This is a genomic window from Pseudomonas sp. 09C 129 (assembly GCF_002843625.1).
GTDB classification, from domain to species: Bacteria; Pseudomonadota; Gammaproteobacteria; order Pseudomonadales; family Pseudomonadaceae; genus Aquipseudomonas; species Aquipseudomonas chlororaphis.
Genome location: NZ_CP025261.1, coordinates 743,376 through 764,461 on the forward strand (window position 1 = coordinate 743,376; position 21,086 = coordinate 764,461).

Here is a 21,086-nt window from a genome sequence, read left to right on the forward strand (position 1 = left end):
TAGCTTCTTATTCCTTAACGAATATAACTCTCGTCCCTATACTCGATCGGGAACAGACACGCAGGAGAGCTCCCCATGCGCAACGAATCAATTCGCTACCTGATTGTGCCGGGCTGGCAAGGATCGCCAGAAGATCATTGGCAAAGCCACTGGCAGAACAGCCTGCCGAACAGTGCGCGGGTGGAGCAGGCCGACTGGCTGACGCCCCGGCGCGAAGACTGGGTCGCGGCGCTGGCTGAGGCGATTGCCGCCGACAGCACCCCGGTGATCCTGATCGCCCACAGCCTGGGCTGCATCACCGTCGCACACTGGGCCGCCCATGCGCCGGCCAGTGCCTTGCGCCAGGTGCGTGGTGCGTTGCTGGTGGCGCCGGCGGATGTCGAGCGTCCGGCCTGCGCGCCGGCGCTGCGCAATTTCGCGCCGATCCCCAGCGACCTGTTGCCGTTCCCGAGCCAGATAGTCAGCTCCGACAACGACAGCGCCATCAGTGCGCCGCGTGCCCTGGAGCTGGCCCGCCACTGGGGCGCCGAGGCGGGGATCCTGTCCGGTGCCGGGCATATCAACGTCAAGTCCGGGCACCAGCGCTGGGAGCAGGGTTTCGCGTATCTCTATCGCCTGCAAAACCGCATGGAACAGCATTCCCTGCGCCGCGCCTGATTTTTTCTTTTTGTTAAACGCCCCCGCCTGCCAGCGGATTTGGGCGGGAGTCTGCCATGAGTCTGCATGAGTCTTTCGGCCAGCCGCTGCTGACCTTTCCCGATGCTGAAAAAAGCCCGCTGAGCATCCGCGCCAAGGCGCTGGTGTTCGTCGATCCCCGTTCGCGGCAGTTGCGCCAGGAGCTGGAACAGCTGGCGCCGCGGGCGATCTCGGTGTTGATCCGCGGTGAAACCGGCAGTGGCAAGGAGCTGCTGGCCCGGCACATCCACCGCGCCAGCGACCGCAGCGGCCTGTTCGTGTCGGTCAACTGCGGAGCCATCAGCCCTACCTACGCCGACGCCGAACTGTTCGGCTACGCCGCCGGCACCTTCAGCGGCTCGGCCAGCAGCCGCGCCGGCTGGTTCGGCTCGGCCAACGGCGGCACCCTGTACCTGGACGAGATCGGCGACTTGCCGTTGCCGATCCAGATCAAGCTGTTGTCGGCCCTGGAAAACCATGAGGTGACCCGGGTCGGCGCCCATCAGCCGAGCCCGGTGGACGTGCGCCTGGTGGCGGCCACCAGCATCGACCTGGCCCAGGCGGTGGCGGCGGGCAAGTTCCATGAGCGGCTGTATCACTACCTCGGCGAGGGCCATCTGGAACTGCCGGCGCTGCGCGAGCGGGTCGGCGACATCCTGTCGTTGGCCGAATACTTCCTCGGCATCTACAGCCAGCGCCTCGACCTGCCGGTGCCGCTGATCAGCGAATCCGCCCAGCAGGTGCTGGAGCAGCACAGCTGGCCGGGCAACACCCGCGAGCTGGAGAACGTCATTCACTTTGCCCTGCTGGTCAGCAGTGGCGAGGAGATCCTGCCGGAGCACCTGAACCTGCCGTCGCAGCTGTCGCGGCTGGAGCTGGTGGATCAACAGTTGAAGGGCCTGATCGCCGACGGTTCCGCCGCCGAGTTGCAGGCGCTGAAGCATCTGCTCAAGCAACACGGGGTGATCTGAAGTCCTCTCCCATTCCTGATTCGTGCAGCGGGCTGCTTTCTGTAGCTGCTGCCGCAGGCTGCGATCGGCCGCGCAGCGGCCGCCCATACGACTGCGCAATCCCTTTGAAGGCAGCCTGAAAACCTGACGAGCGCTGCGCGCTCGATCGCAGCCTGCGGCAGCGGCTACAGGGGCATGCACAGCGCCTCAGATGCGGGCTAGAGCGGTCCGATTGTGTATGAACAAAATGGAATATCAACGTGAATAAAAGATATTGTTAAGGAATAAAAAATCCCGGTATTGTCCGCTCCACGCCAGAGATAGCACTTCGCTGGCACCTTCATTACAAAAGCCGTCGTCACTGACGACTCATAAGGACACTGCATGAAAAAGGTTCTGTTGTTCACCGCACTGGCGGCTGCCCTGACTGCCGGTCTGGCCCAGGCTGGCGAGAAGCTGGTAGTGGCGGCCACCCCTGTGCCGCACGCCGAGATCCTCGAACTGATCAAGCCAACCCTGGCCAAGGAAGGCGTGGACCTGGAAATCAAAGTCTTCACCGACTACGTGCAGCCGAACGTGCAGGTCGATCAGAAGCGTCTGGACGCCAACTACTTCCAGACCCTGCCGTACCTGAAGAGCTTCAACGAAGGCAAGGGCACTAACCTGGTGACCGTGGTTGGCGTGCACGTCGAACCGTTCGGCGGCTACTCGAAGAAAGTCAAAACCCTGGCCGAGCTGAAAAACGGCGCGACCATCGCTATTCCGAACGAAGGCAGCAACAGCGGCCGGGCCCTGATCCTGCTGCAGAAGGCCGGCCTGATCGAACTCAAGGACCCGAAAAACGCCCTGGCGACCCCGAAAGACATCGCCAAGAACCCGCACAACTTCAAGTTCAAGGAACTGGAGTCGGCCCTGCTGCCGCGCGTGCTGGACCAGGTCGACCTGGACATGATCAACACCAACTACGCCCTGGAAGCCGGCCTGAACCCGGCCAAGGATGCGCTGGTGATCGAGGGGGCCGATTCGCCTTACGTGAACTTCCTGGTGGCCCGCCCGGACAACAAGGACAGCGCCGCCATCCAGAAACTGGCCAAGGCCCTGACCAGCCCGCAAGTGAAAGAATTCATCGCGAAGAAATACAGCGGCGCGGTATTGCCTGCCTTCTGATGGGCTACGCTTAAGTCGTACAAACCCCTTCAAGGTTTAAACGCCGATGGCTTCTACAGCGTCGGCGTTTTTTATTGCCCGCAAGAACGGCTTCACCTTGCTTCTGTAGGAGCCAAGCGTGCTCGCGATCCAGGCGCCGCGGTGTATCGGCAAGGACGCAACTACGGGCAATCAACGATGAAGGGATTTTGCTCAGGAAGGCTTCATGGCCCGGCACAGCGCCTTCAGCCATTTGACGATGTCCTGCGGATCGAGAGGTTGCGGGGTATTGAGGTCGGTCATTGTTCTTATCGTCCATGTACGTGTCTGGCCCGTTGAAGTCGGGGGCCGCTTGTCCGTTCCTTGGAATCGGAAAGATCCCTTACGGCGTCAGAAAAGTAGCCGGCTCAGGCGCGCATGGCAAACCCCGCAGGTTAGTTTTTTGAGTGATATCAATATGCTTTAACGGTATTTAAATTATTGTTTTTATAGCTTTAAAGTCGATGCCTGCCGGGTGGTTACCCACCACCCAATGGACTGCACCACCGCCGCTGTACCCCAGCGGCGTCCAGGATTGCCATGACCCTCGACTACGCTTTTATCCTCAGTACGCTGCCGGCCTTCCTCAAGGCCGTGGGCGTGACCTTGCAGGTCGGCCTGATCGCCATCGCCACCTCCCTTCTGGTGGCCCTGATCAACGCCACCATCCTGGTGTTCCGCCCCCCCTACCTGCAGCGCCTGATCGGGTTGTACGTGGAGCTGGCGCGCAACACCCCGCTGCTGATCCAGCTGTTCTTCGTCTACTTCGCCCTGCCGGCATTGGGGCTGAAGATTTCCGGGTTCGCCGCGGCGATCATCACCATGACCTTTCTCGGCGGCGCCTACCTCACCGAGGTGCTGCGCGCCGGCGTCGAAGCGGTGCCGACGGCCCAGCTGGAGTCGGGCCGCTCCATCGGCCTGTCGCGCTGGCAACTGCTGCGCTACGTGATCCTGCCGCAGGCCGGGATCCTCAGCCTGCCGTCGCTGTTCGCCAATTTCATTTTCCTGCTCAAGGAAACCACCGTGGTCTCGGCGGTGGCGGTGCCGGAGATTCTCTACACCACCAAGAGCTACATCGCCCTCTACTACAAGACCTACGAAATGCTCGCCGTGCTCACGCTGATCTGCGTGCTGCTGTTCTTGCCGCTGTCGCTGTTGCTCAGCCGTCTGGAAAGGAGGTTGCAGCATGGCCAGTTCGGGTCTTGAACTGCTCTGGGTGTCCTTGCCGCAACTGGGCAAGGGCGCCGCGCAGACGTTATCGATCTCCCTGCTGAGCATCGCCTTCAGCACCGTCGGCGGTGTGCTCTATGGCGTGCTGCGGACCCTCGACCGCAAATGGCTGAACGCCGTGTTGCGCATCTACCTGGAGCTGTTCCGGGCGATCCCGGTGCTGGTCTGGCTGTACCTGCTGTTCTTCGGATTCCCGATCTTCTTCGGCATCAGCATCCCCAGCTTCACCTGCGCGGTGCTGGTACTGTCGCTGTGGGGCGCCAGCGAAGTCGGCGAGGTGGTGCGCGGCGCCCTGCATTCGCTGCCCCGCGGCCAGCGCGAGGCGGGGCTGTCGATCGGCCTGTCCGACCCGCAGCTGTACGGCTACGTGCTGCTGCCCCAGGCGCTGAAACGCATGACGCCGCCGACCATCAACGTCTACACGCGGATCATCAAGACCAGCTCGCTGGCGGTGCTGATCGGCGTGGTGGACGTGATCAAGGTCGGCCAGCAGATCATCGAGCGCACCTACGAGTCGGTGCTGATCTACGGCGCCCTGTTCCTGTTTTTCTTCTTTATCTGCTACCCGCTGTCGGCCGCCTCGCGCGTGCTGGAGCGGCGCTGGACGCAAGCATGAGCGCACTGATCGAGTTCCAGGGTTTCAACAAGTTTTTCGGCGAGCAGCAGGTGCTCAAGGACATCGACCTCAAGGTCGCCCAGGGCGAAGTGGTGGTGATTCTCGGCCCCAGCGGCTGCGGCAAGTCCACCTTGCTGCGCTGCCTCAACGGCCTGGAAAAAGCCCACGGCGGCCACCTGAGATTCGCCGGCCAAGAGCTGCTGGACCCGGCCACCGACTGGCGCCAGGTGCGCCAGGACATCGGCATGGTGTTCCAGAGTTACCACCTGTTCCCGCACATGAGCGTGCTCGACAACATCCTGCTCGGCCCGCTCAAGGTGCAGAAACGCGACCGCCGCGAAGCCCGCGCCCAGGCCGAGGCGCTGCTGGAACGGGTGGGCCTTTCGGACAAGCGCGATGCCTTCCCGCGCCAGCTCTCCGGCGGCCAGCAGCAACGCATCGCCATCGTCCGTTCGCTGTGCATGAACCCGCAGGTGATGCTGTTCGACGAGGTCACCGCGGCGCTGGACCCGGAGATGGTCAAGGAGGTGCTGCAAGTGATCCAGGGCCTGGCCCGGGACGGCATGACCCTGTTGATCGTCACCCACGAAATGGCCTTCGCCCGCGCGGTGGCCGACCGCATCGTGTTCATGGATGCCGGGCGCATCCTCGAACAGCACCCTCCCGAGATCTTCTTTACGAACCCGCGGAGCGCACGAGCGCAGCAGTTCCTGGAGAAATTCTCCTTCGTTGAAACACTGCCAAAAAAGATCCCTGCAAAGGAACTGGAGCTCTTATGAAAACTGCCAAGTCTTCGCTACTGCTACTCCCGCTGTTCGGCCTCGCCCTGCTAGCCGGCTGCGATAAATCCGCCGAGCCGCCCAAGCCTGCGGCCAGCGCCAGCGCTGCCCCGGCGGCCGGCTACCTGGACAAGATCAAGGCCCGCGACAAGCTGATCGTCGGCGTATTCACCGACAAGCCGCCGTTCGGTTTCGTCGACGAGACCGGCCGCTACGTGGGCTTCGATACCGATATCGGGCGGCAATTCGCCAAGGACCTGCTGGGCGACGAGAACAAGGTGGAGTTCGTCGCGGTGGAGCCGGCCAGCCGTATTCCGTTCCTGCAGAGCGACAAGGTCGACCTGATCCTGGCCAACATGACCGTCACCCCGGAGCGCAAGGAAGCGGTGGAGTTCACCAACCCCAACCTCAAGGTCGCGGTACAGGCCCTGGTGCCGGATGGCAGCGAAGTGAAGAGCCTGGATGACCTGGCGAGCCGCACCACTATCGTCACCACCGGCACCACTGCCGATATCTGGCTGACCAAGAACCACCCGGACTGGAAACTGCTGAAGTTCGAGAAGAACTCCGAGTCCCTGCAAGCCCTGGCCAACGGCCGCGGCGATGCCTATGCCCAGGACAACCTGATCCTGTTCAGCTGGTCCAAGCAGAACCCGGGTTACCGCGTACTGCCGCAGACCCTGGGGGAGCAGGCGCCAATCGCGCCGGCGGTGAAGAAGGGCAATATCGAACTGCGTGACTGGGTCAACGCCGAGCTGGCCAAGCTGGGCGAGGACAAGTACCTGCTCAAGCTCTACGACCAGTACGTGCGCAAGGAACTGAGCGACGACACCAAGCCTGAAAGCGTGATTGTCGAAGGCGGCAAGTGGCAGGGGTGACAGTCTGTGCCTGAGCCCCTGTAGCCGCTGCCGCAGGCTGCGATAGGTCCGAAGGACCTCGGCGACCTTGAAGCCGCTGCGACCGTTCTCCGAACGCGGCCCGGGTCGATCGAAGCCTGCGGCAGTGGCTACAGGGATTGCATGCGACCATACCGGCAAGCATTGCACCCCGTAGGAGCAGGGGGGGACGTCTGGTTCTTGCCCGCGATATTTTTGAGGCCGCTCAATCCGGCCAATACCACGCCGGTTCATCGAGCATCCCCTGGCCGACGATTTCGGTCTGGCCGAAATTTTTCTCCAGCACGATGCAGTTGCACTCCGGGTGTTGCTGCAACGCCGCGATCAACCGGCTGGCATGGGACACCACCCACACCTGGCACTGCTGCGAGGCGCGAATGATCAGGCGCGCCAAGGCCGGCAGCAGGTCCGGGTGCAGGCTGGTTTCCGGTTCGTTGAGCACCATCAGCGTCGGTGGCCGCGGCGTCAGCAGGGCGGCGACCAGCAGCAGGTAGCGCAGGGTGCCGTCCGACAGCTCCGCCGCCGACAGCGGCCGCAGCAGACCGTCCTGATGGAACTCGATGGCGAAGCGCCCGCCCTGCAGCGGGGCGATGTTCAGGCGGGCACCGGGGAAGGCGTCGCTGACCGCCCTTTGCAGGGCCTCGGGGTCACCGATCTCACGGATGGTTTGCAGGGCCGCCGCCAGGTCGCGGCCATCGTGATGCAGCACCGGGGTGCGGGTGCCCAGTTGCGGTTGCCGCGCCGGCGCCTCGGCGTCGCTGCGAAAGTGATCGTAGAAGCGCCAGCCGCGAATGTTCTCGCGCAGCAACAACACTTCCGGTGAAGAGCGCAGGTTGCCCACCTGGTCGAACAGGCTGTCGAAGGTCGGCGTGTGCTGGGCCAGCACGTCCCAGTCGCGACCCTCGCGGGTGCGGATCATCGGCCCGGCCCGGTTGACCAGCAGGCTGGCCGGGCGATACAGCGGCCCGGCCCAGATGCATTCGCGTTTGATTTCCGGGTCCAGGGAGAAGTAGGACACGTGTTCGGGCAGTGGCATGGGCAGGCCCAGGGCGATGGCATAGCTGAAGTCCTCGCCGGAAAAACCCAGGCGCAGGCGCTTGCTGGTCTGACGCACGCTGGACTCGATGGGCACCTCGCCATTGCGCATGCGTCGGCTGATCTGCTCCGGCCCGGCCCAGAACGTCGAGTCCAGGCCGCCTTCGTGGGCCAGCGCGTTGACCACCCCGCCCTGGGCGGTTTCCGCCAGCAGGCGCAGGGCCTTGTACAGGTTGGACTTGCCGCTGCCGTTGGGGCCGGTGATCAGGTTCAGCCGCTGCAGCGGAATCACCAGTTTGTTGATCGAGCGGTAATTGGCCACTGCCAGGGTCTTGAGCATGCCGGGGCTCCTTGTGCATGGAGGCGCAGTGTGCCTGATTGGTGCCGATTGTGTAGCCGCCGCGACAGCTCCCCAGGACTTCCTGCGTTTGCCAAAGCAGCGCCCGCGTTGCGCTCGATCGCAGCCTGCGGCAGCGGCTACAGGGTTTGTGATCCCCTTGCGTGCAGCAGTGGAACCCTGTTCTAAGCTCACAGTCGTATCGTCACCTGTACGATGGCGTCGCGCCAAGGAGCCTGCATGGCTGGTCTCGAATCGAAGTGGATAGTGGGTTTGATGCTGGCTGCTCTACTGAGCGGTTGTGGCGCGGAAAAACCGAGCGAAAAGGAGCGGCCGCGGGTGCGCGTGCAGCCAGTGCAGACCCGCGATTTCGCCGCGCAGGTGACCCTGACCGGCGATGTGCAGGCGCGGGTGCAGACCGAGTTGTCGTTCCGCGTCGGCGGCAAGATCATCCAGCGCCTGGTCGACGTCGGCGACCGGGTCACGGCCAGACAGGTCCTGGCCCGGCTCGACCCGAAAGACCTGCAGACCAATGTCGATTCCGCCGCCGCCTCGGTGTTCGCCGAACAGGCACGGGTCAAGCAGACCAGCGCGGCCTTCGTCCGCCAGCAGAAACTCCTGCCCAAGGGCTATACCAGCCAGAGCGAATACGATGCCGCCCAGGCGGCGCTGCACAGCAGCCAGAGCGCCCTGAGCGCGGCCCAGGCGCAGTTGGCCAACGCCCGCGAGCAACTGAGCTACACCGCGCTGATCGCCGACGCGCCGGGGGTGATCACCGCGCGCCAGGCCGAAGTCGGCCAGGTGGTGCAGGCCACGGTGCCGATCTACAGCCTGGCCCGCGACGGCGAGCGCGACGCCGTGTTCAACGTCTACGAATCGCTGCTGGTGGCCCCGCCGAAGCAAGGCGCGATCACCGTCAGCCTGCTGGACAACCCGAACATCAAGACCACCGGCAAGGTGCGTGAAGTCACCCCGGTGGTGTCGGCGCAGAGCGGCACGGTGCAGGTCAAGGTGGCCCTCGACGGCCTGCCGGCGGGCATGGACCTGGGCTCGGTGGTCAGCGCCAGCGCCCATGCGGCCGGCCAGGCCAGTGTCGAGCTGCCCTGGGCGGCGCTGACCAAGAACCTCAACGAGCCGGCCGTATGGCTGGTGGGCGAGGACGGCAAGGCTACCCTGCACACCGTCACGGTGGGGCGTTACCAGACCGGCAAGGTGATCATCAGCGACGGCCTCAAGGGCGGCGAAAAAGTGGTGATCGCCGGTGGCCAGTTGTTGCACCCGGGGATGCTCGTCGAGATCGTTGCCGAGACCGGCACCCAAGGAGCCCAGCCATGAAGCGCCTGTCCCTGCTGTTGTGCGCCGGCCTGACGCTGGGCGCCTGCTCCAAGGAAGAACCGGCGCCCGAGCCGGTGCGCCCGGTGCTGTCGTTCGAGGTGCGCGCCGAGTCCGAGGAAAGCCTCGGGCGGTTCGCCGGGAGCATCCAGGCCCGCTATGAAACCAACCTCGGTTTCCGGGTGCCGGGGCGTATCGCCAATCGCAATGTCGACGTCGGCGCCGAGGTGGGCAAGGGCGCCTTGCTCGCCACCCTCGACCCCACCGACCAGCAGAACCAGTTGCGTTCCGCCCAGGGCGACCTGGCCCGGATCGAGGCGCAATGGATCAATGCCCAGGCCAACGCCCGGCGCCAGCAGCAATTGTTCGACCGTGGCGTCGGCGCCCAGGCGCAGCTGGATATCGCCCAGACCGACCTGAAGACCACTCGCGCCTCCCTGGACCAGGCCAGGGCCGCGGTCAGCCAGGCCCGCGACCAACTCGCCTACAGCGAGCTGCGCACCGATCATGGCGGCGTGGTCACCGCCTGGAATGCCGAGGCCGGCCAGGTGGTCAGCGCCGGCCAGCAGGTGGTGACCCTGGCCCGCCCGGACATCAAGGAAGCGGTGATCGACCTGCCGGCGACGCTGGTGGATCAGTTGCCGGCCGACGTGGTGTTCAAGGTCGCCTTGCAGCTGGACCCGAGCATCAACACCAGCGCCATCGTGCGTGAAATCGAACCCCAGGCGCAGAGCGCCACCCGTACCCGGCGCTCGCGCCTGACCCTGACCGAAACCCCCGAAGCGTTCCGCCTCGGCACGGCCATCAGCGTGACCCTCAGCTCCGCCATCGTCCCGCGCACCGAGGTGCCGCTGTCGGCCCTGCAGGAAGTGGACGGCCAGACCCGGGTCTGGATCGTCGACCCGCAGGCGCAGACCGTGGCGCCGCGGGAGGTCACGGTGCTCAGCCGGGACCATGATTCGGCATTGATCGGCAGCGGGATCAAAATCGGCGAGCGGGTGGTGAGCGCCGGTGTGAACAGCCTCAAACCGGGGCAGAAAGTCAAAATCGACGAGGACAGCCCACGATGACGCCGGCCACGAAAGGGAGCTTCAATTTATCCGAGTGGGCCATCAAGCATCAGTCGTTCATCTGGTACCTGATGTTCGTCGCCCTGCTGATGGGCGTGTTCTCCTACATGAACCTGGGGCGCGAGGAAGACCCGTCCTTCACCATCAAGACCATGGTCATCCAGACCCGCTGGCCGGGCGCGACCCAGGAGGAAACCCTCAAGCAGGTCACCGACCGCATCGAGAAAAAGCTCGAAGAGCTGGACTCCCTCGACTACGTGAAAAGCTACACCCGCCCCGGCGAATCGACGGTGTTCGTCAACCTGCGTGACACCACCAGCGCCAAGGACATCCCCGAGATCTGGTACCAGGTGCGCAAGAAGATCAACGACATTCGCGGCGACTTCCCCCAGGGTCTGCAAGGGCCGGGGTTCAACGACGAATTCGGTGATGTGTTCGGCTCGGTCTACGCCTTTACCGCCGACGGCCTGAGCATGCGTCAGTTGCGCGACTACGTGGAGCAGGTGCGCGCCGAGATCCGCGAGGTGCCGAACCTGGGCAAGGTGGAGATGGTCGGCGAGCAGGACGAAGTCATCTACCTGAACTTCTCCACACGCAAGCTGGCGGCGCTGGGCATCGACCAGCGCCAGGTTCTGCAAAGCCTGCAGTCGCAGAACGCGGTGACCCCGGCCGGGGTGATCGAGGCCGGGCCGGAGCGGATTTCCGTGCGCACCTCGGGGCAGTTCGCTTCCGAGAAAGACCTGGCCACGGTCAACCTGCGGCTCAACGAGCGCTTCTATCGCCTGGCGGATATCGCCGAGATCAGCCGCGGCTACGTCGACCCTTCGACGCCGCAGTTCCGCTTCAACGGCCAGCCGGCCATCGGCCTGGCGATCGCCATGAAGAAGGGCGGCAACATCCAGGACTTCGGCAAGGCCCTGCACCTCAAGATGGACCAGCTCACCGCCGAGCTGCCGGTGGGCGTGGGCGTGCACACGGTGTCGGACCAGGCCGAGGTGGTGGAAAAAGCCGTCGGCGGCTTTACCAGCGCGCTGTTCGAGGCGGTGGTGATCGTGCTGGTGGTGAGTTTCGTCAGCCTGGGCGTGCGCGCCGGGCTGGTGGTGGCATGCTCGATTCCGCTGGTGCTGGCGATGGTCTTCGTCTTCATGGAATACAGCGGCATCACCATGCAGCGGATTTCCCTCGGTGCGCTGATCATCGCCCTGGGCCTTCTGGTGGACGACGCGATGATCACCGTGGAGATGATGGTCACGCGCCTGGAGATGGGCGAGAGCAAGGAGCAGGCGGCGACCTTCGCCTACACCTCCACGGCCTTCCCGATGCTCACCGGGACCCTGGTGACGGTCGCCGGCTTCGTGCCCATCGGCCTCAACGCCAGTTCCGCCGGCGAGTACACCTTCACCCTGTTCGCGGTGATCGCCGTGGCCATGCTGGTGTCGTGGATAGTCGCCGTGCTGTTCGCCCCGGTGATCGGCGTGCATATCCTCAGCACCCATGTGAAGCCCCACTCCGAGGAGCCGGGCCGCATCGGCCGCGCCTTCAACGGCGGCCTGCTGTGGGCCATGCGCAACCGCTGGTGGGCCATCGGTATTACCGTCCTGGCGTTCGTGCTGTCGGTGGTCGGCATGCGCTTCGTGCAGAACCAGTTCTTCCCGTCCTCGGACCGGCCGGAGATTCTCGTCGACCTCAACCTGCCGCAGAACGCCTCGATCGCCGAGACCCGCATGGCGGTGGATCGCCTGGAGGCGACCCTCAAGGACGATCCGGACATCGTGCGCTGGAGCACTTACATCGGCGAAGGCGCGATCCGTTTCTACCTGCCGCTGGACCAGCAACTGCAGAACCCCTACTACGCGCAGCTGGTGATCGTCAGCAAGGGCCTGGAGTCGCGCACGGCGCTGACCGAACGCCTGAAAAAACGCCTGCGCGACGACTTCGTCGGCATCGGCAGCTACGTCCAGGCCCTGGAAATGGGCCCGCCGGTGGGGCGGCCGATCCAGTACCGGGTCAGCGGCAAGGACATCGACCAGGTGCGCAAGCACGCCATCGAGCTGGCCACCGAACTGGACAAGAACGCGCACATCGGCGAGATCATCTACGACTGGAACGAGCCGGGCAAAGTGCTGCGCATCGACATCGCCCAGGACAAGGCCCGCCAGTTGGGGCTGTCTTCGGAGGACGTGGCGCAGTTGATGAACAGCATCGTCAGTGGCTCCACCGTGACCCAGGTGCATGACGACATCTACCTGATCAACGTGGTCGGCCGGGCCGACGACAGCGAGCGCGGTTCCCCGGAAACCCTGCAGAACCTGCAGATCGTCAACCCCAACGGCACCTCGATTCCGCTGCTGGCCTTCGCCACCGTGCGTTACGAACTGGAGCAGCCGCTGGTCTGGCGCCGTGACCGCAAGCCGACCATCACCATCAAGGCCTCGGTGCGTGATGAGATCCAGCCGACCGACCTGGTCAGGTTGCTCAAGCCCGACATCGACACGTTCGCCGCCGGCCTGCCGGTGGGGTATTCGGTGGCCACCGGCGGCACGGTGGAGGAGAGCGGCAAGGCCCAGGGGCCGATCGCCAAGGTGGTGCCGTTGATGCTGTTCCTCATGGCGACCTTCCTGATGATCCAGCTGCACAGCGTGCAGAAGCTGTTCCTGGTGGCCAGCGTTGCGCCCCTGGGGCTGATCGGCGTGGTCCTGGCGCTGGTGCCGTCGGGCACGCCCATGGGCTTTGTAGCGATCCTCGGGATTCTCGCGCTGATCGGCATCATCATCCGCAACTCGGTGATCCTGGTGACCCAGATCGACGAATTCGAGCGCGCCGGTCATTCATCCTGGGACGCGGTGGTGCAAGCCACCGAGCACCGGCGCCGGCCGATCCTGCTGACCGCCGCGGCGGCCAGCCTGGGCATGATCCCCATCGCCCGGGAAGTGTTCTGGGGGCCGATGGCCTACGCCATGATCGGCGGCATCATCGTCGCCACCCTGCTGACGCTGCTGTTCCTGCCGGCGCTGTATGTGGCCTGGTACAAGATCCAGGAGCCGAAGAAAACCACGGCTTGAGATTGTGCTCGTTCGAGAGGACGCCATCGCGGGCAAGCCTCGCTCCTACGTAGGAGCGAGGCTTGCCCGCGAACCAGGCGCTACGGCCTATCTGGCAAACCGCTCAAACCTTGCGCCACACACTCGCCAGCCACGGCTGCTGCTCCCGCGGCAGGCCGGCGGGTCGGTAGTAATGCTCCAGCTCGACAAACCCCGCCGCGGTGAGCAATTGCTGCCAGGCCGCCAGGTCGTGGTAGGCGCCATAACGTGCGCCGTTCCAGCCTTCGCGGTTGTCGCCGCGCGGGTTGGAGCTGAACAGCACGCCGCCGGGTTTCAGCGTGGCATGCAGTTGGCGCAGCACCCGCGGCAACTCCTGCGAGGGGATATGAAACAGCACGGCGTTGGCGAAGATGCCGTCGAAGCGCTCGACGGGCAGGTCGAGCTTGAGGAAATCCTGCTGCCAGACCTCGCAGCCGCTGTCGTCCCGGGCCATCTGGGCAAAGCGTTCGGAGCCATCGAGGCCGACCGCGATATGACCCAGGCGGGTAAAGGTCTGCAGGTCGCGCCCGGGGCCGCAGCCGAAGTCCAGCAGGGTGAAGGGCGCTGTGCCCTGGATATGTCGAAGCAGCGCGTCGATGTTCTGGCTGACATCGTGGTCGCGGGTGCCTTCGCGGAAATCTTCGGCCACCTGGTTGTAGTGACCCAGGGTGGTGGAGGTGATCTGGTCGAGGTCGTCGGGAGCGAGTTTCATGGCGGGCTGCGTTGGCTGGAGTGATGTGCCGAATATACCCCATGCCCGTCCCCTCGGCCCTCTGTAGCCGCTGCCGAAGGCTGCGATCGGCTGCGAAGCGGCCGAGCTCTTGAGAGCGCCGAAGGCCCTTCGGGCCTTATCGCAGCCTTCGGCAGCGGCTACAGGGCCGCGCAGCAAGGTGGTGTTTCTCAACGTTTGTTGAGCACCCGCGCCAGGCGGTCGCCGCCGAGCTGGATCGCTGCGACGAGGATCACCAGCAGCACAATCACCGTGAGCATGATCTGGCTGTCGAAACGCTGGTAACCGTAGCGATAGGCGATGTCCCCCAGGCCACCGGCGCCGATGGCCCCGGCCATGGCCGAGGAGTTGATCATGGTCACCAGGGTGATGGTGAAGCCGCCGACGATGCCCGGCAGCGCCTCCGGCAACAGCACATGCCAGACAATGTGCCAGCGCCGGCAGCCCATGGCCTGGGCGGCTTCGATCAGGCCGTGGTCGACCTCGCGCAGGCTGACCTCGGCGATCCGCGCGAAGAACGGCGTGGCGGCGATGGTCAGTGGCACCACGGCGGCCCAGACGCCGTAGGTAGTGCCGACGATCAGCCGGGTGAAGGGGATCAGCGCCACCATCAGGATCAGGAACGGGATCGAGCGGAACAGGTTGACGAAGGCCCCCAGCACGCTGTTCAGCCTGGGCGCTTCATAGATCCCGCCCTTGCCGCTGGTGACCAGGATCACCGCCAGCGGAATGCCCGCCAGCAGCGCGATCAGCGACGACACGCCGACCATCAGGAAGGTATCGATAACGCCCTGGAGCAAGCGATCAAACCACATAACCCAGCACCTCTACCTGTTGTGTCCATTGCTTGTGCAAAAAGTGCTGCGCGCGCAAACGTTGCTCCTCGGCGCCCAGGGACGAGCCGCTGACCGCCAGCAGCAATTGCCCCAGGGCATGCCCCTGGATCCGTTCCACGCCGCCGTGCAGCAGCCGCACGCGCCCGCCCAGGGTGCTGAACAGCGCGGCCAGGTCCGGCTCGTCGCTGCTCCTGCCGGTGAACTGCACGCGCAATACCACCGCCGCGTCCGAAGACTTCGGCTGGCTTTGCAGGCGGTTTTGCAGCTCTTCCGGCAAGCCGTGCTGCAAGGGCGCCAGCAGGGTCTTGCTGACCTCGTGCTGCGGGTTGCCGAACACTTCCCAGACCGGCCCCTGCTCGACGATATGCCCATGCTCCAGCACCACCACGCGGTCGCAGATATCGCGGATCACCGCCATCTCGTGGGTGATCAGGACGATGGTCAGGCCCAGGCGCTGGTTGATCTGTTTGAGCAGGCCGAGGATCGACTGGGTGGTCTCCGGGTCCAGCGCCGAGGTGGCCTCGTCGCACAGCAGGATCGCCGGGTCGTGGACCAGCGCCCGGGCGATGCCCACCCGCTGTTTCTGCCCGCCCGAGAGCTGCGCCGGGTAGGCCTTGTGCTTGTCCTTCAGGCCCACCAGCTCCAGCAGTTCGCGGACCTTGCGCTCGCGCTGTTCCTTGGGCACGCCGGCCACCTTCAGTGGCAGCTCGACGTTCTGCCACACGGTCTTGGCCGACATCAGGTTGAAGTGCTGGAAGATCATGCCGATGCGCCGGCGCAGCTCCACCAGGCGGTCTTCGTCGAAGTCGCCGATGTCCACCTGATCGATCAGCACCCGGCCGCCCGAAGGCTGTTCCAGGCGGTTGATGGTACGGATCAGCGACGACTTGCCGGCGCCGCTGCGGCCGATGATGCCGAACACCTCGCCGCGCTGGATCGCCAGGTCGATCCCGTGCAGGGCCTGCACCGGGCCTTGCTGGCCCTGGTAGGTCTTGGTCAGGCCGATGAAGCGCACGTGGGCCTGGTTCAGTTCTGGATGCAGCTCGGTCTGCTGCGCGTCTTGCCGCTGTTCGGGCGGCTGGTTCGGCGACTTGTGCGCAAGGTAGGCGACGCTCATCTCAACCTTCCCAGCCGGCTTGGTAGAGCTTGCCGTGGGCTTTGTCCAGGGCGGCGCGCACAGCCGGCGAATGCTGGTAGATATCGACGAACTTGATCAGCCGCGGGTCGGTCTTGCTCTTGGGCTGGATCACGAACTGGATCACGTATTCCTTGTGGTCGAGGCCGTCGAACAGCAGCGCCGAACCGGCATCGAAGGTCTTGGCCAGGCGGATATAGGCCGGGTAGCCCTGCACCAGGTCGGCGTCGTCATAGGCGCGTACCAGTTGCACGGCCTCGACCTGGAGGATCTTCAGTTTCTTTGGGTTGGCGACTATGTCGTCCTCGGTGGCCTTGTAGCCGACCCCCGGCTTGAGGCTGATCAGGCCGGCCTTGGCCAGCAGCTGCAAGCCGCGGCCGCTGTTGATCGGGTCGTTGGCGATGGCCACGGTGGCGCCTTCGGGCAGTTCGTCGAAGCTTTTGTATCGCTTCGAGTACAGGCCGACGTTGTTGATGATCCCCGGGGCGAACGGCACCAGGTCGAAGCCGGCGGCGGCCTTGGCGTTTTCCAGGAACGGGATGTGCTGGAAGTAGTTCACGTCGATATCGCCGGCGGCCAGGCTGACGTTCGGCGCGATCCAGTCGCTGAACTCCACCAGCTCGACTTTCAGGCCCTGTTTGCCGGCCTCTTCGACGGCGGCTTCCAGGGGGATGGCGAAGGCGGCGGTGGTGCCGACTTTCAGCGGCGCGTCGGCGGCGAATACCGCGCTGGCGAACAGTCCGAGGGCGAGGGCCAGTGCTTTGACTGGGTGGCTTAAGAGCTTGGTTGTCATGGTCAGGTTTCCAGTCAGTGCATGGGATGTTCAGGTGACCTGTAGCCGCTGCCGAAGGCTGCGATCGGCCTCGAAGAGGACGTGCTCTTGAGATCGTTGGAAGGCCCTTCGGGCCTTATCGCAGCCTGCGGCAGCGGCTACAGGGTTAGTGGCGATAGGTGGATCCGCTGTGTTGCTCCGGTAATTGCGCGTCCTGCCGAAACAGCTTTTCGCGCAGGGTGCCGTTGTCGTAGGCGGTCTTGTACGAGCCGCGGCGTTGCAGCTCGGGGATCACCAGGTCGATGAAGTCGGCATAACTTTCCGGGGTGACGATGCGGGTCAGGTTGAAGCCGTCCAGGCCAGTCTCGGCGATCCAGGATTCGAGGTCGTCGGCCACCTGCTGCGGCGAACCGACCACGGTGATGTAGCGCCCGCCCAGGGCGTGCTGGTCGAGCAGCTTGCGCCGGGTCCAGTCGTTGTTCTGCAGGTTCTTGGTGGCCGACTGGATGGCGTTGCTCTTCACGTACTGGATCGGTTCGTCGATCTCGTACTGGGAAAAATCGATGGCGGTGGACGCCGAGAAATGCGCCACCCCGGCCTCGGCGCTGGCATGGCTGCGGTACTCGGCGTGCTTCTTCCAGGCCAGTTCCTCGGTCTCGGCGACTATCACGTTGAGCCCCATGAACACCTTGATGTCCTCGGGATTGCGCCCGGCCGCCACGGCGCTGGCACGGACCTTGTCCACCTGGGCCCTGGTCGAGGGCTTGTTCTGCCCGCTGATGAACACGCATTCGGCGTGGCGCCCGGCGAACAGCAGGCCGCGATCGGAACTGCCGGCCTGGAACAGCACCGGCGTGCGCTGCGGCGAGGGTTCGCACAGGTGATAGCCCTCGACCTGATAGAACTCGCCCTTGTGCTCGACCTTGTGCACCTTCTCCGGCCGGGCGTAGATCCGTTGTTCGCGGTCGTTGATCACCGCGTCGTTTTCCCAGCTGCCTTCCCAGAGCTTGTAGAGCACTTCCAGGTATTCATCGGCCTGGTCGTAGCGCCGGTCGTGCTCGGCCTGTTCGCTCAGGCCCATGGCCTTGGCGGCGCTGTCGAGGTAGCCGGTGACGATGTTCCAGCCGACCCGGCCGCGGCTCAGGTGGTCCAGCGTCGACATGCGCCGGGCGAACAGGTACGGCGGCTCGTAGGTGAGGTTGGCGGTGAGGCCGAAGCCGAGGTTGCGGGTCACCGCGGCCATGGCCGAAACCAGCAGCAGTGGATCGTTGACCGGCAGCTGGATCGACTCCTTGAGCGTCACGTCCACCGAGTTCTGGTAGACGTCGTAGACCCCGACGATGTCGGCGATGAACAGCCCGTCGAACAGTCCGCGCTCCAGCAGCTGCGCCAGCTCGGTCCAGTACTCGATAGTCTTGTACTGGGTCGAGGTGTCCCGTGGATGGGTCCACAGGCCGTGGTTGATGTGCCCGATGCAGTTCATGTTGAAGGCATTGAGCAGGATCTTTTTTTTGCCTTTCTCCAGAGCGCTCATCAGATCGTCCCCCGCAGTGGCGGGTTCGTCTGGTTGAGGTAGTAGTTGCCCACCGCGTGGTACTTCCAGCGCACGGGGTCGTGCAGGGTGTGCACCCGGGCGTTGCGCCAGTGACGGTCCAGGCCGTGTTCGGCCAGGGTCGCCTGGCTGCCGGCCAGCTCGAACAGGGTGCTGCCGGCGGCCAGGGAGATTTCGGTGCTGATGGCGCGAGCCTCGGCGACCGCGATGGAAGCGGCGGCCACCGTCTCGGCGTCGGGCTCGGCCTGGGCCGCGTCGAGGAACTCCCCGGAGCGCTCCAGCAACGCCTCGGTGGCGTGCAGGCGAACGCTCAGGTGGCCGAAGCTCTTGAGGGTCAGCGGGTCTTCGCTGGCCTTGTCGTTGCCGGAATCGATCCACGGCCGGGTCTTGGTGCGCACGAAATGCAGGGCGTCCTCATAGGCGGCGCGGGCGATACCGGTGTCGATGGCGGCGTGGAGAATCTGCGCCAGCGGGCCGACGGTGGTCGGGCGCTCGAAGGCGCTCTGAAAGGGAATCACGTCCTCGGCGGCGACGAACACGTCCTCGAATACCACCGAGCCGCTGCCGGTGGTGCGCTGGCCGAAGCCGCTCCAGTCGTCGATCACGTTCAGGCCCTGGCTGCCCGCGGGGACAAAGGCCAGTTGCTGCACGCCGTTTTCGTCCACCACCGACGTGGGGATGCGCTGGGCGTAGAGGGCGCCGGTGGAATAGAACTTGCGACCGTTGATGCGATAGCCGTCGCGTCCGTCCTGCACATCCCGGGTCAGGCGAGTGGTGCGGTCATGGGCGGTCTTGGTGCCCAGTTCGGCCAGGGCATTGCCGAAGCGCTGGCCGGCCAGGACCTCGGCGTACAGGCGTTTTTTCTGCGCCTCGCTGCCGTTCACCCGCAGCACTTCGAGGGCGTAGAAATGGTTCTGCGGGATCTGCCCCAGGGAGCCGTCGGCCTGGGCGATCAGGGCGATGACCTTGGCCAGGGTGACGTTGGACACACCGGCGCCGCCGTATTCCCTGGGCACGCTGATGCCCCACAGGCCGGAGCGGGAAAAGGCTTCGAGTTCGGGGTGGGGCAGGCGGCGTTCGCGGTCGCGCAGGGCGCTGTCGCGCTTGAAATCCTCGGCCAGGTCGCTGGCGACGATCAGGGCTTGCTCATCGCTGGTTATGACCGCGACGTGTTGAGAAAGAGTCATGTACTTCTCCAGAGATCTGGTCGCTTAAATCCAGGAATGGCGAGCCGGCAGGGTGCCGTTCAGGTGATAGGCGCCGACGGCGTGGTATTTCCAGCGCACCGGATCGTGCAGGGTGTGGACCCGGGCGTTGCGCCAGTGCCGGTCGAGGTTGAACTCGGCGAGGGTGGCGCGGCTGCCGGCCAGCTCGAAGAGTTTCTCGCTGGCCAGCAGGGAGATCTCGGTGGTCAGCACCTTGGCTTCGGCCACGGCGATCGAGGCGCGGGCGGCGGATTCGGCGCTGATCGGCGCGGCATTGACCTGGTCCAGCACCTGGCCGGCCTTGCGCAGCAGGGCCTCGGCGGCGTGCAGTTCGATTTTCAGCTTGCCGATGTCGGCGATCACATAGAGGTCGTCGCTGGCCCGTTCGACGTTGGCGTCGACCCACGGCCGCGAGCGTTCACGCACGAAGCTGATGGCGTCGTCGATGGCGGCGCGGGCGATGCCGGCGTCGATGGCCGCCTGGATCAGCTGCGAGACCGCGCCCTGGATATTCGGCGACTCGTTGATGCGCCAGTTGTCCACCACCAGGTCGGCATCGACCCGCACGTTGTTGAGCAAAATGGTGCCGCTGGCGGTGGTGCGCTGGCCGAAGCCCGACCAGTCGTCGACGATGCGCAGCCCTGGCGTGCCGCGCCGGACGAAGGCCAGGACCTGCCTGCCGTCGTCGTTCAACGCCTTGACCGCCACCCAGTGGGCGAACAGGGCGCCGGTGGAATAGAACTTCTGGCCATTGAGCAGATAACCGTCGCCGTCGGCGCTGATCCGTGCCTTGAGTTCCAGGGTGTTTTTGGTCCCGCGTTCCGGGCCGGCGTTTCCGATGCGCCAGCCTTCCAGCACGCTCTGGAACAGCTGCTTTTTCTGCCGTTCGGTGGCGCTACCGAGGATCAGGTTGAGAATGCCGAACTGGTTCTGCGGGATCTGTCCCAGGGCCGGGTCGGCCGCGGAAATGATCGCGAAGACTTCGGCCAGGGTGACGAAGGAAACCTGCGGGCCGCCGTATTCACGGGGGATGGCAATACTGCCCAGGCCACTGCGGGTGAAATGTTCGATTTGTGCCCACGGCAGCTTGCGCTGCTGGTCGCGCCGGGCCGCCTGCTGGCGGGCGACGGTGGCCAGTTCATGGGCGGCTTGAAGGGCTTCTGCGTCGTTCAGCAGAACCCGTGCGGGCAACAACAGGGGGGCGACATCCAGATCGCTCTGGACATTTGCATCGGCCAGATTGGACATCAGTGCCACTCCTTGGCTGCACGCAATGCCCTGGCGATCTGCACTGGGGTGATTGTGTTCCGGACCATACCTACCTCACATCTTTGGAAGTGCCGCGCCGTGGCGGCGAAATCGGGTTCAAGAATGTCCGGTGGTCCGGTGCATATACCCTATGCGCGTATAAAAATTAAATAAACTAACTTTTAGGAATATGTATAGAAGGGGTTTACGTATACGGCAGGTAGGAAAAGGCGAAGGGTAATGGGAGATAGATCTGAGGCCTGTAGCCGCTGGCGCAGCCTACGCGCGGCGACGTAGCCGTCGTAAAACCGGGGCATACGGTTTTCCGGGCGCAATGCAGTGGCGGGCCTGGCGGCCGCTGTGTCGGAATGCCGCCCAGACCGATCGCAGCCTCGCGTTGCTCGGCAGCGGTTACAGGGGGAC

General features: G+C 64.7%; 18 protein-coding genes. 10 read left to right on the top strand and 8 right to left on the bottom strand.

The window, feature by feature from the left end; genetic code table 11:
- The first annotated feature begins 75 nt into the window (after positions 1-75).
- The 7 genes from CXQ81_RS03450 (at position 76) to CXQ81_RS03480 (ending at position 6,313) form a co-directional block, all read left to right on the top strand.
- Complete coding sequence (locus CXQ81_RS03450; RefSeq protein WP_101336483.1) at positions 76-657, top strand: alpha/beta hydrolase; 582 nt, start codon at positions 76-78, stop codon at positions 655-657.
- 56 nt (positions 658-713) lie between these two features.
- A complete protein-coding gene (locus tag CXQ81_RS03455; RefSeq protein WP_101336484.1) occupies positions 714-1,646 on the top strand; it encodes a sigma 54-interacting transcriptional regulator in 933 nt (310 codons plus the stop codon).
- A 363-nt stretch (positions 1,647-2,009) separates the two neighbouring features.
- Positions 2,010-2,792: a MetQ/NlpA family ABC transporter substrate-binding protein gene (locus tag CXQ81_RS03460; protein WP_101336485.1), complete on the top strand. Its 783-nt coding sequence runs from the start codon at positions 2,010-2,012 to the stop codon at positions 2,790-2,792.
- A 558-nt stretch (positions 2,793-3,350) separates the two neighbouring features.
- A complete protein-coding gene (locus CXQ81_RS03465; RefSeq protein WP_101336486.1) occupies positions 3,351-4,016 on the top strand; it encodes an amino acid ABC transporter permease in 666 nt (221 codons plus the stop codon).
- Entirely contained in the window at positions 3,997-4,656 is a 660-nt protein-coding gene (locus tag CXQ81_RS03470) for an amino acid ABC transporter permease (RefSeq protein WP_085533338.1), read from the top strand. The genes CXQ81_RS03465 and CXQ81_RS03470 overlap by 20 nt, the downstream gene beginning before the upstream one ends.
- Positions 4,653-5,435, top strand: coding sequence for an amino acid ABC transporter ATP-binding protein (locus CXQ81_RS03475; RefSeq protein WP_009041663.1), 783 nt, complete (start codon positions 4,653-4,655; stop codon positions 5,433-5,435). Before CXQ81_RS03470 ends, CXQ81_RS03475 begins: the two co-directional genes overlap by 4 nt.
- A complete protein-coding gene (locus CXQ81_RS03480) occupies positions 5,432-6,313 on the top strand; it encodes a transporter substrate-binding domain-containing protein (protein WP_101336487.1) in 882 nt (293 codons plus the stop codon). The genes CXQ81_RS03475 and CXQ81_RS03480 overlap by 4 nt, the downstream gene beginning before the upstream one ends.
- 223 nt (positions 6,314-6,536) lie before the next feature.
- Here the strand turns inward: CXQ81_RS03480 and CXQ81_RS03485 are convergent, their stop codons facing one another.
- Positions 6,537-7,706, bottom strand: coding sequence for an AAA family ATPase (locus CXQ81_RS03485; protein ID WP_101336488.1), 1,170 nt, complete (start codon positions 7,704-7,706; stop codon positions 6,537-6,539).
- Between the two features lie 237 nt (positions 7,707-7,943).
- Between CXQ81_RS03485 and CXQ81_RS03490 the strand changes: the two genes are divergently transcribed.
- Genes CXQ81_RS03490 through CXQ81_RS03500 form a run of 3 tightly spaced genes read left to right on the top strand, consistent with a single transcriptional unit; the run spans position 7,944 to position 13,167 of the window.
- Complete coding sequence (locus CXQ81_RS03490) at positions 7,944-9,038, top strand: efflux RND transporter periplasmic adaptor subunit (RefSeq protein WP_101336489.1); 1,095 nt, start codon at positions 7,944-7,946, stop codon at positions 9,036-9,038.
- Entirely contained in the window at positions 9,035-10,105 is a 1,071-nt protein-coding gene (locus tag CXQ81_RS03495; protein WP_101336490.1) for an efflux RND transporter periplasmic adaptor subunit, read from the top strand. The genes CXQ81_RS03490 and CXQ81_RS03495 overlap by 4 nt, the downstream gene beginning before the upstream one ends.
- Complete coding sequence (locus CXQ81_RS03500; RefSeq protein WP_101336491.1) at positions 10,102-13,167, top strand: efflux RND transporter permease subunit; 3,066 nt, start codon at positions 10,102-10,104, stop codon at positions 13,165-13,167. Before CXQ81_RS03495 ends, CXQ81_RS03500 begins: the two co-directional genes overlap by 4 nt.
- A 103-nt stretch (positions 13,168-13,270) precedes the next feature.
- On the opposite strand, the gene CXQ81_RS03505 is transcribed toward CXQ81_RS03500, so the two are convergent.
- From CXQ81_RS03505 to CXQ81_RS03535, 7 genes are all read right to left on the bottom strand, one after another.
- Complete coding sequence (locus CXQ81_RS03505; RefSeq protein ID WP_101336492.1) at positions 13,271-13,897, bottom strand: bifunctional 2-polyprenyl-6-hydroxyphenol methylase/3-demethylubiquinol 3-O-methyltransferase UbiG; 627 nt, start codon at positions 13,895-13,897, stop codon at positions 13,271-13,273.
- A gap of 188 nt (positions 13,898-14,085) precedes the next feature.
- Entirely contained in the window at positions 14,086-14,730 is a 645-nt protein-coding gene (locus tag CXQ81_RS03510) for a methionine ABC transporter permease (protein WP_007925318.1), read from the bottom strand.
- A complete protein-coding gene (locus CXQ81_RS03515) occupies positions 14,720-15,868 on the bottom strand; it encodes a methionine ABC transporter ATP-binding protein (RefSeq protein ID WP_101336493.1) in 1,149 nt (382 codons plus the stop codon). Before CXQ81_RS03515 ends, CXQ81_RS03510 begins: the two co-directional genes overlap by 11 nt.
- A gap of 1 nt (position 15,869) precedes the next feature.
- Positions 15,870-16,679: a MetQ/NlpA family ABC transporter substrate-binding protein gene (locus CXQ81_RS03520; RefSeq protein WP_101336494.1), complete on the bottom strand. Its 810-nt coding sequence runs from the start codon at positions 16,677-16,679 to the stop codon at positions 15,870-15,872.
- 145 nt (positions 16,680-16,824) lie between these two features.
- Positions 16,825-18,192 carry an LLM class flavin-dependent oxidoreductase gene (locus CXQ81_RS03525; protein WP_101336495.1) on the bottom strand — a complete coding sequence of 456 codons (1,368 nt, stop codon included), beginning with the start codon at positions 18,190-18,192 and terminating at the stop codon, positions 16,825-16,827.
- Positions 18,192-19,397 carry an SfnB family sulfur acquisition oxidoreductase gene (locus CXQ81_RS03530; protein ID WP_101336496.1) on the bottom strand — a complete coding sequence of 402 codons (1,206 nt, stop codon included), beginning with the start codon at positions 19,395-19,397 and terminating at the stop codon, positions 18,192-18,194. Before CXQ81_RS03530 ends, CXQ81_RS03525 begins: the two co-directional genes overlap by 1 nt.
- 24 nt (positions 19,398-19,421) lie before the next feature.
- On the bottom strand, positions 19,422-20,663 hold the full coding sequence (locus CXQ81_RS03535) for an SfnB family sulfur acquisition oxidoreductase (protein WP_101336497.1): 1,242 nt from the start codon (positions 20,661-20,663) through the stop codon (positions 19,422-19,424).
- Between the last annotated feature and the right edge of the window lie 423 nt (positions 20,664-21,086).

Bases quoted from the DNA above. Each gene is read 5' to 3' on its own strand.
- CXQ81_RS03500 (WP_101336491.1), top strand. From the start codon at position 10,102: ATGACGCCGGCCACGAAAGGGAGCTTCAATTTATCCGAGTGGGCCATC.
- CXQ81_RS03510 (WP_007925318.1), bottom strand. From the start codon at position 14,730: ATGTGGTTTGATCGCTTGCTCCAGGGCGTTATCGATACCTTCCTGATG.
- CXQ81_RS03530 (WP_101336496.1), bottom strand. From the start codon at position 19,397: ATGACTCTTTCTCAACACGTCGCGGTCATAACCAGCGATGAGCAAGCC.
- CXQ81_RS03465 (WP_101336486.1), top strand. From the start codon at position 3,351: ATGACCCTCGACTACGCTTTTATCCTCAGTACGCTGCCGGCCTTCCTC.
- CXQ81_RS03520 (WP_101336494.1), bottom strand. From the start codon at position 16,679: ATGACAACCAAGCTCTTAAGCCACCCAGTCAAAGCACTGGCCCTCGCC.
- CXQ81_RS03515 (WP_101336493.1), bottom strand. From the start codon at position 15,868: ATGAGCGTCGCCTACCTTGCGCACAAGTCGCCGAACCAGCCGCCCGAA.
- CXQ81_RS03475 (WP_009041663.1), top strand. From the start codon at position 4,653: ATGAGCGCACTGATCGAGTTCCAGGGTTTCAACAAGTTTTTCGGCGAG.
- CXQ81_RS03485 (WP_101336488.1), bottom strand. From the start codon at position 7,706: ATGCTCAAGACCCTGGCAGTGGCCAATTACCGCTCGATCAACAAACTG.
- CXQ81_RS03460 (WP_101336485.1), top strand. From the start codon at position 2,010: ATGAAAAAGGTTCTGTTGTTCACCGCACTGGCGGCTGCCCTGACTGCC.
- CXQ81_RS03535 (WP_101336497.1), bottom strand. From the start codon at position 20,663: ATGTCCAATCTGGCCGATGCAAATGTCCAGAGCGATCTGGATGTCGCC.
- CXQ81_RS03490 (WP_101336489.1), top strand. From the start codon at position 7,944: ATGGCTGGTCTCGAATCGAAGTGGATAGTGGGTTTGATGCTGGCTGCT.
- CXQ81_RS03455 (WP_101336484.1), top strand. From the start codon at position 714: ATGAGTCTGCATGAGTCTTTCGGCCAGCCGCTGCTGACCTTTCCCGAT.
- CXQ81_RS03480 (WP_101336487.1), top strand. From the start codon at position 5,432: ATGAAAACTGCCAAGTCTTCGCTACTGCTACTCCCGCTGTTCGGCCTC.
- CXQ81_RS03470 (WP_085533338.1), top strand. From the start codon at position 3,997: ATGGCCAGTTCGGGTCTTGAACTGCTCTGGGTGTCCTTGCCGCAACTG.
- CXQ81_RS03495 (WP_101336490.1), top strand. From the start codon at position 9,035: ATGAAGCGCCTGTCCCTGCTGTTGTGCGCCGGCCTGACGCTGGGCGCC.
- CXQ81_RS03450 (WP_101336483.1), top strand. From the start codon at position 76: ATGCGCAACGAATCAATTCGCTACCTGATTGTGCCGGGCTGGCAAGGA.
- CXQ81_RS03525 (WP_101336495.1), bottom strand. From the start codon at position 18,192: ATGAGCGCTCTGGAGAAAGGCAAAAAAAAGATCCTGCTCAATGCCTTC.
- CXQ81_RS03505 (WP_101336492.1), bottom strand. From the start codon at position 13,897: ATGAAACTCGCTCCCGACGACCTCGACCAGATCACCTCCACCACCCTG.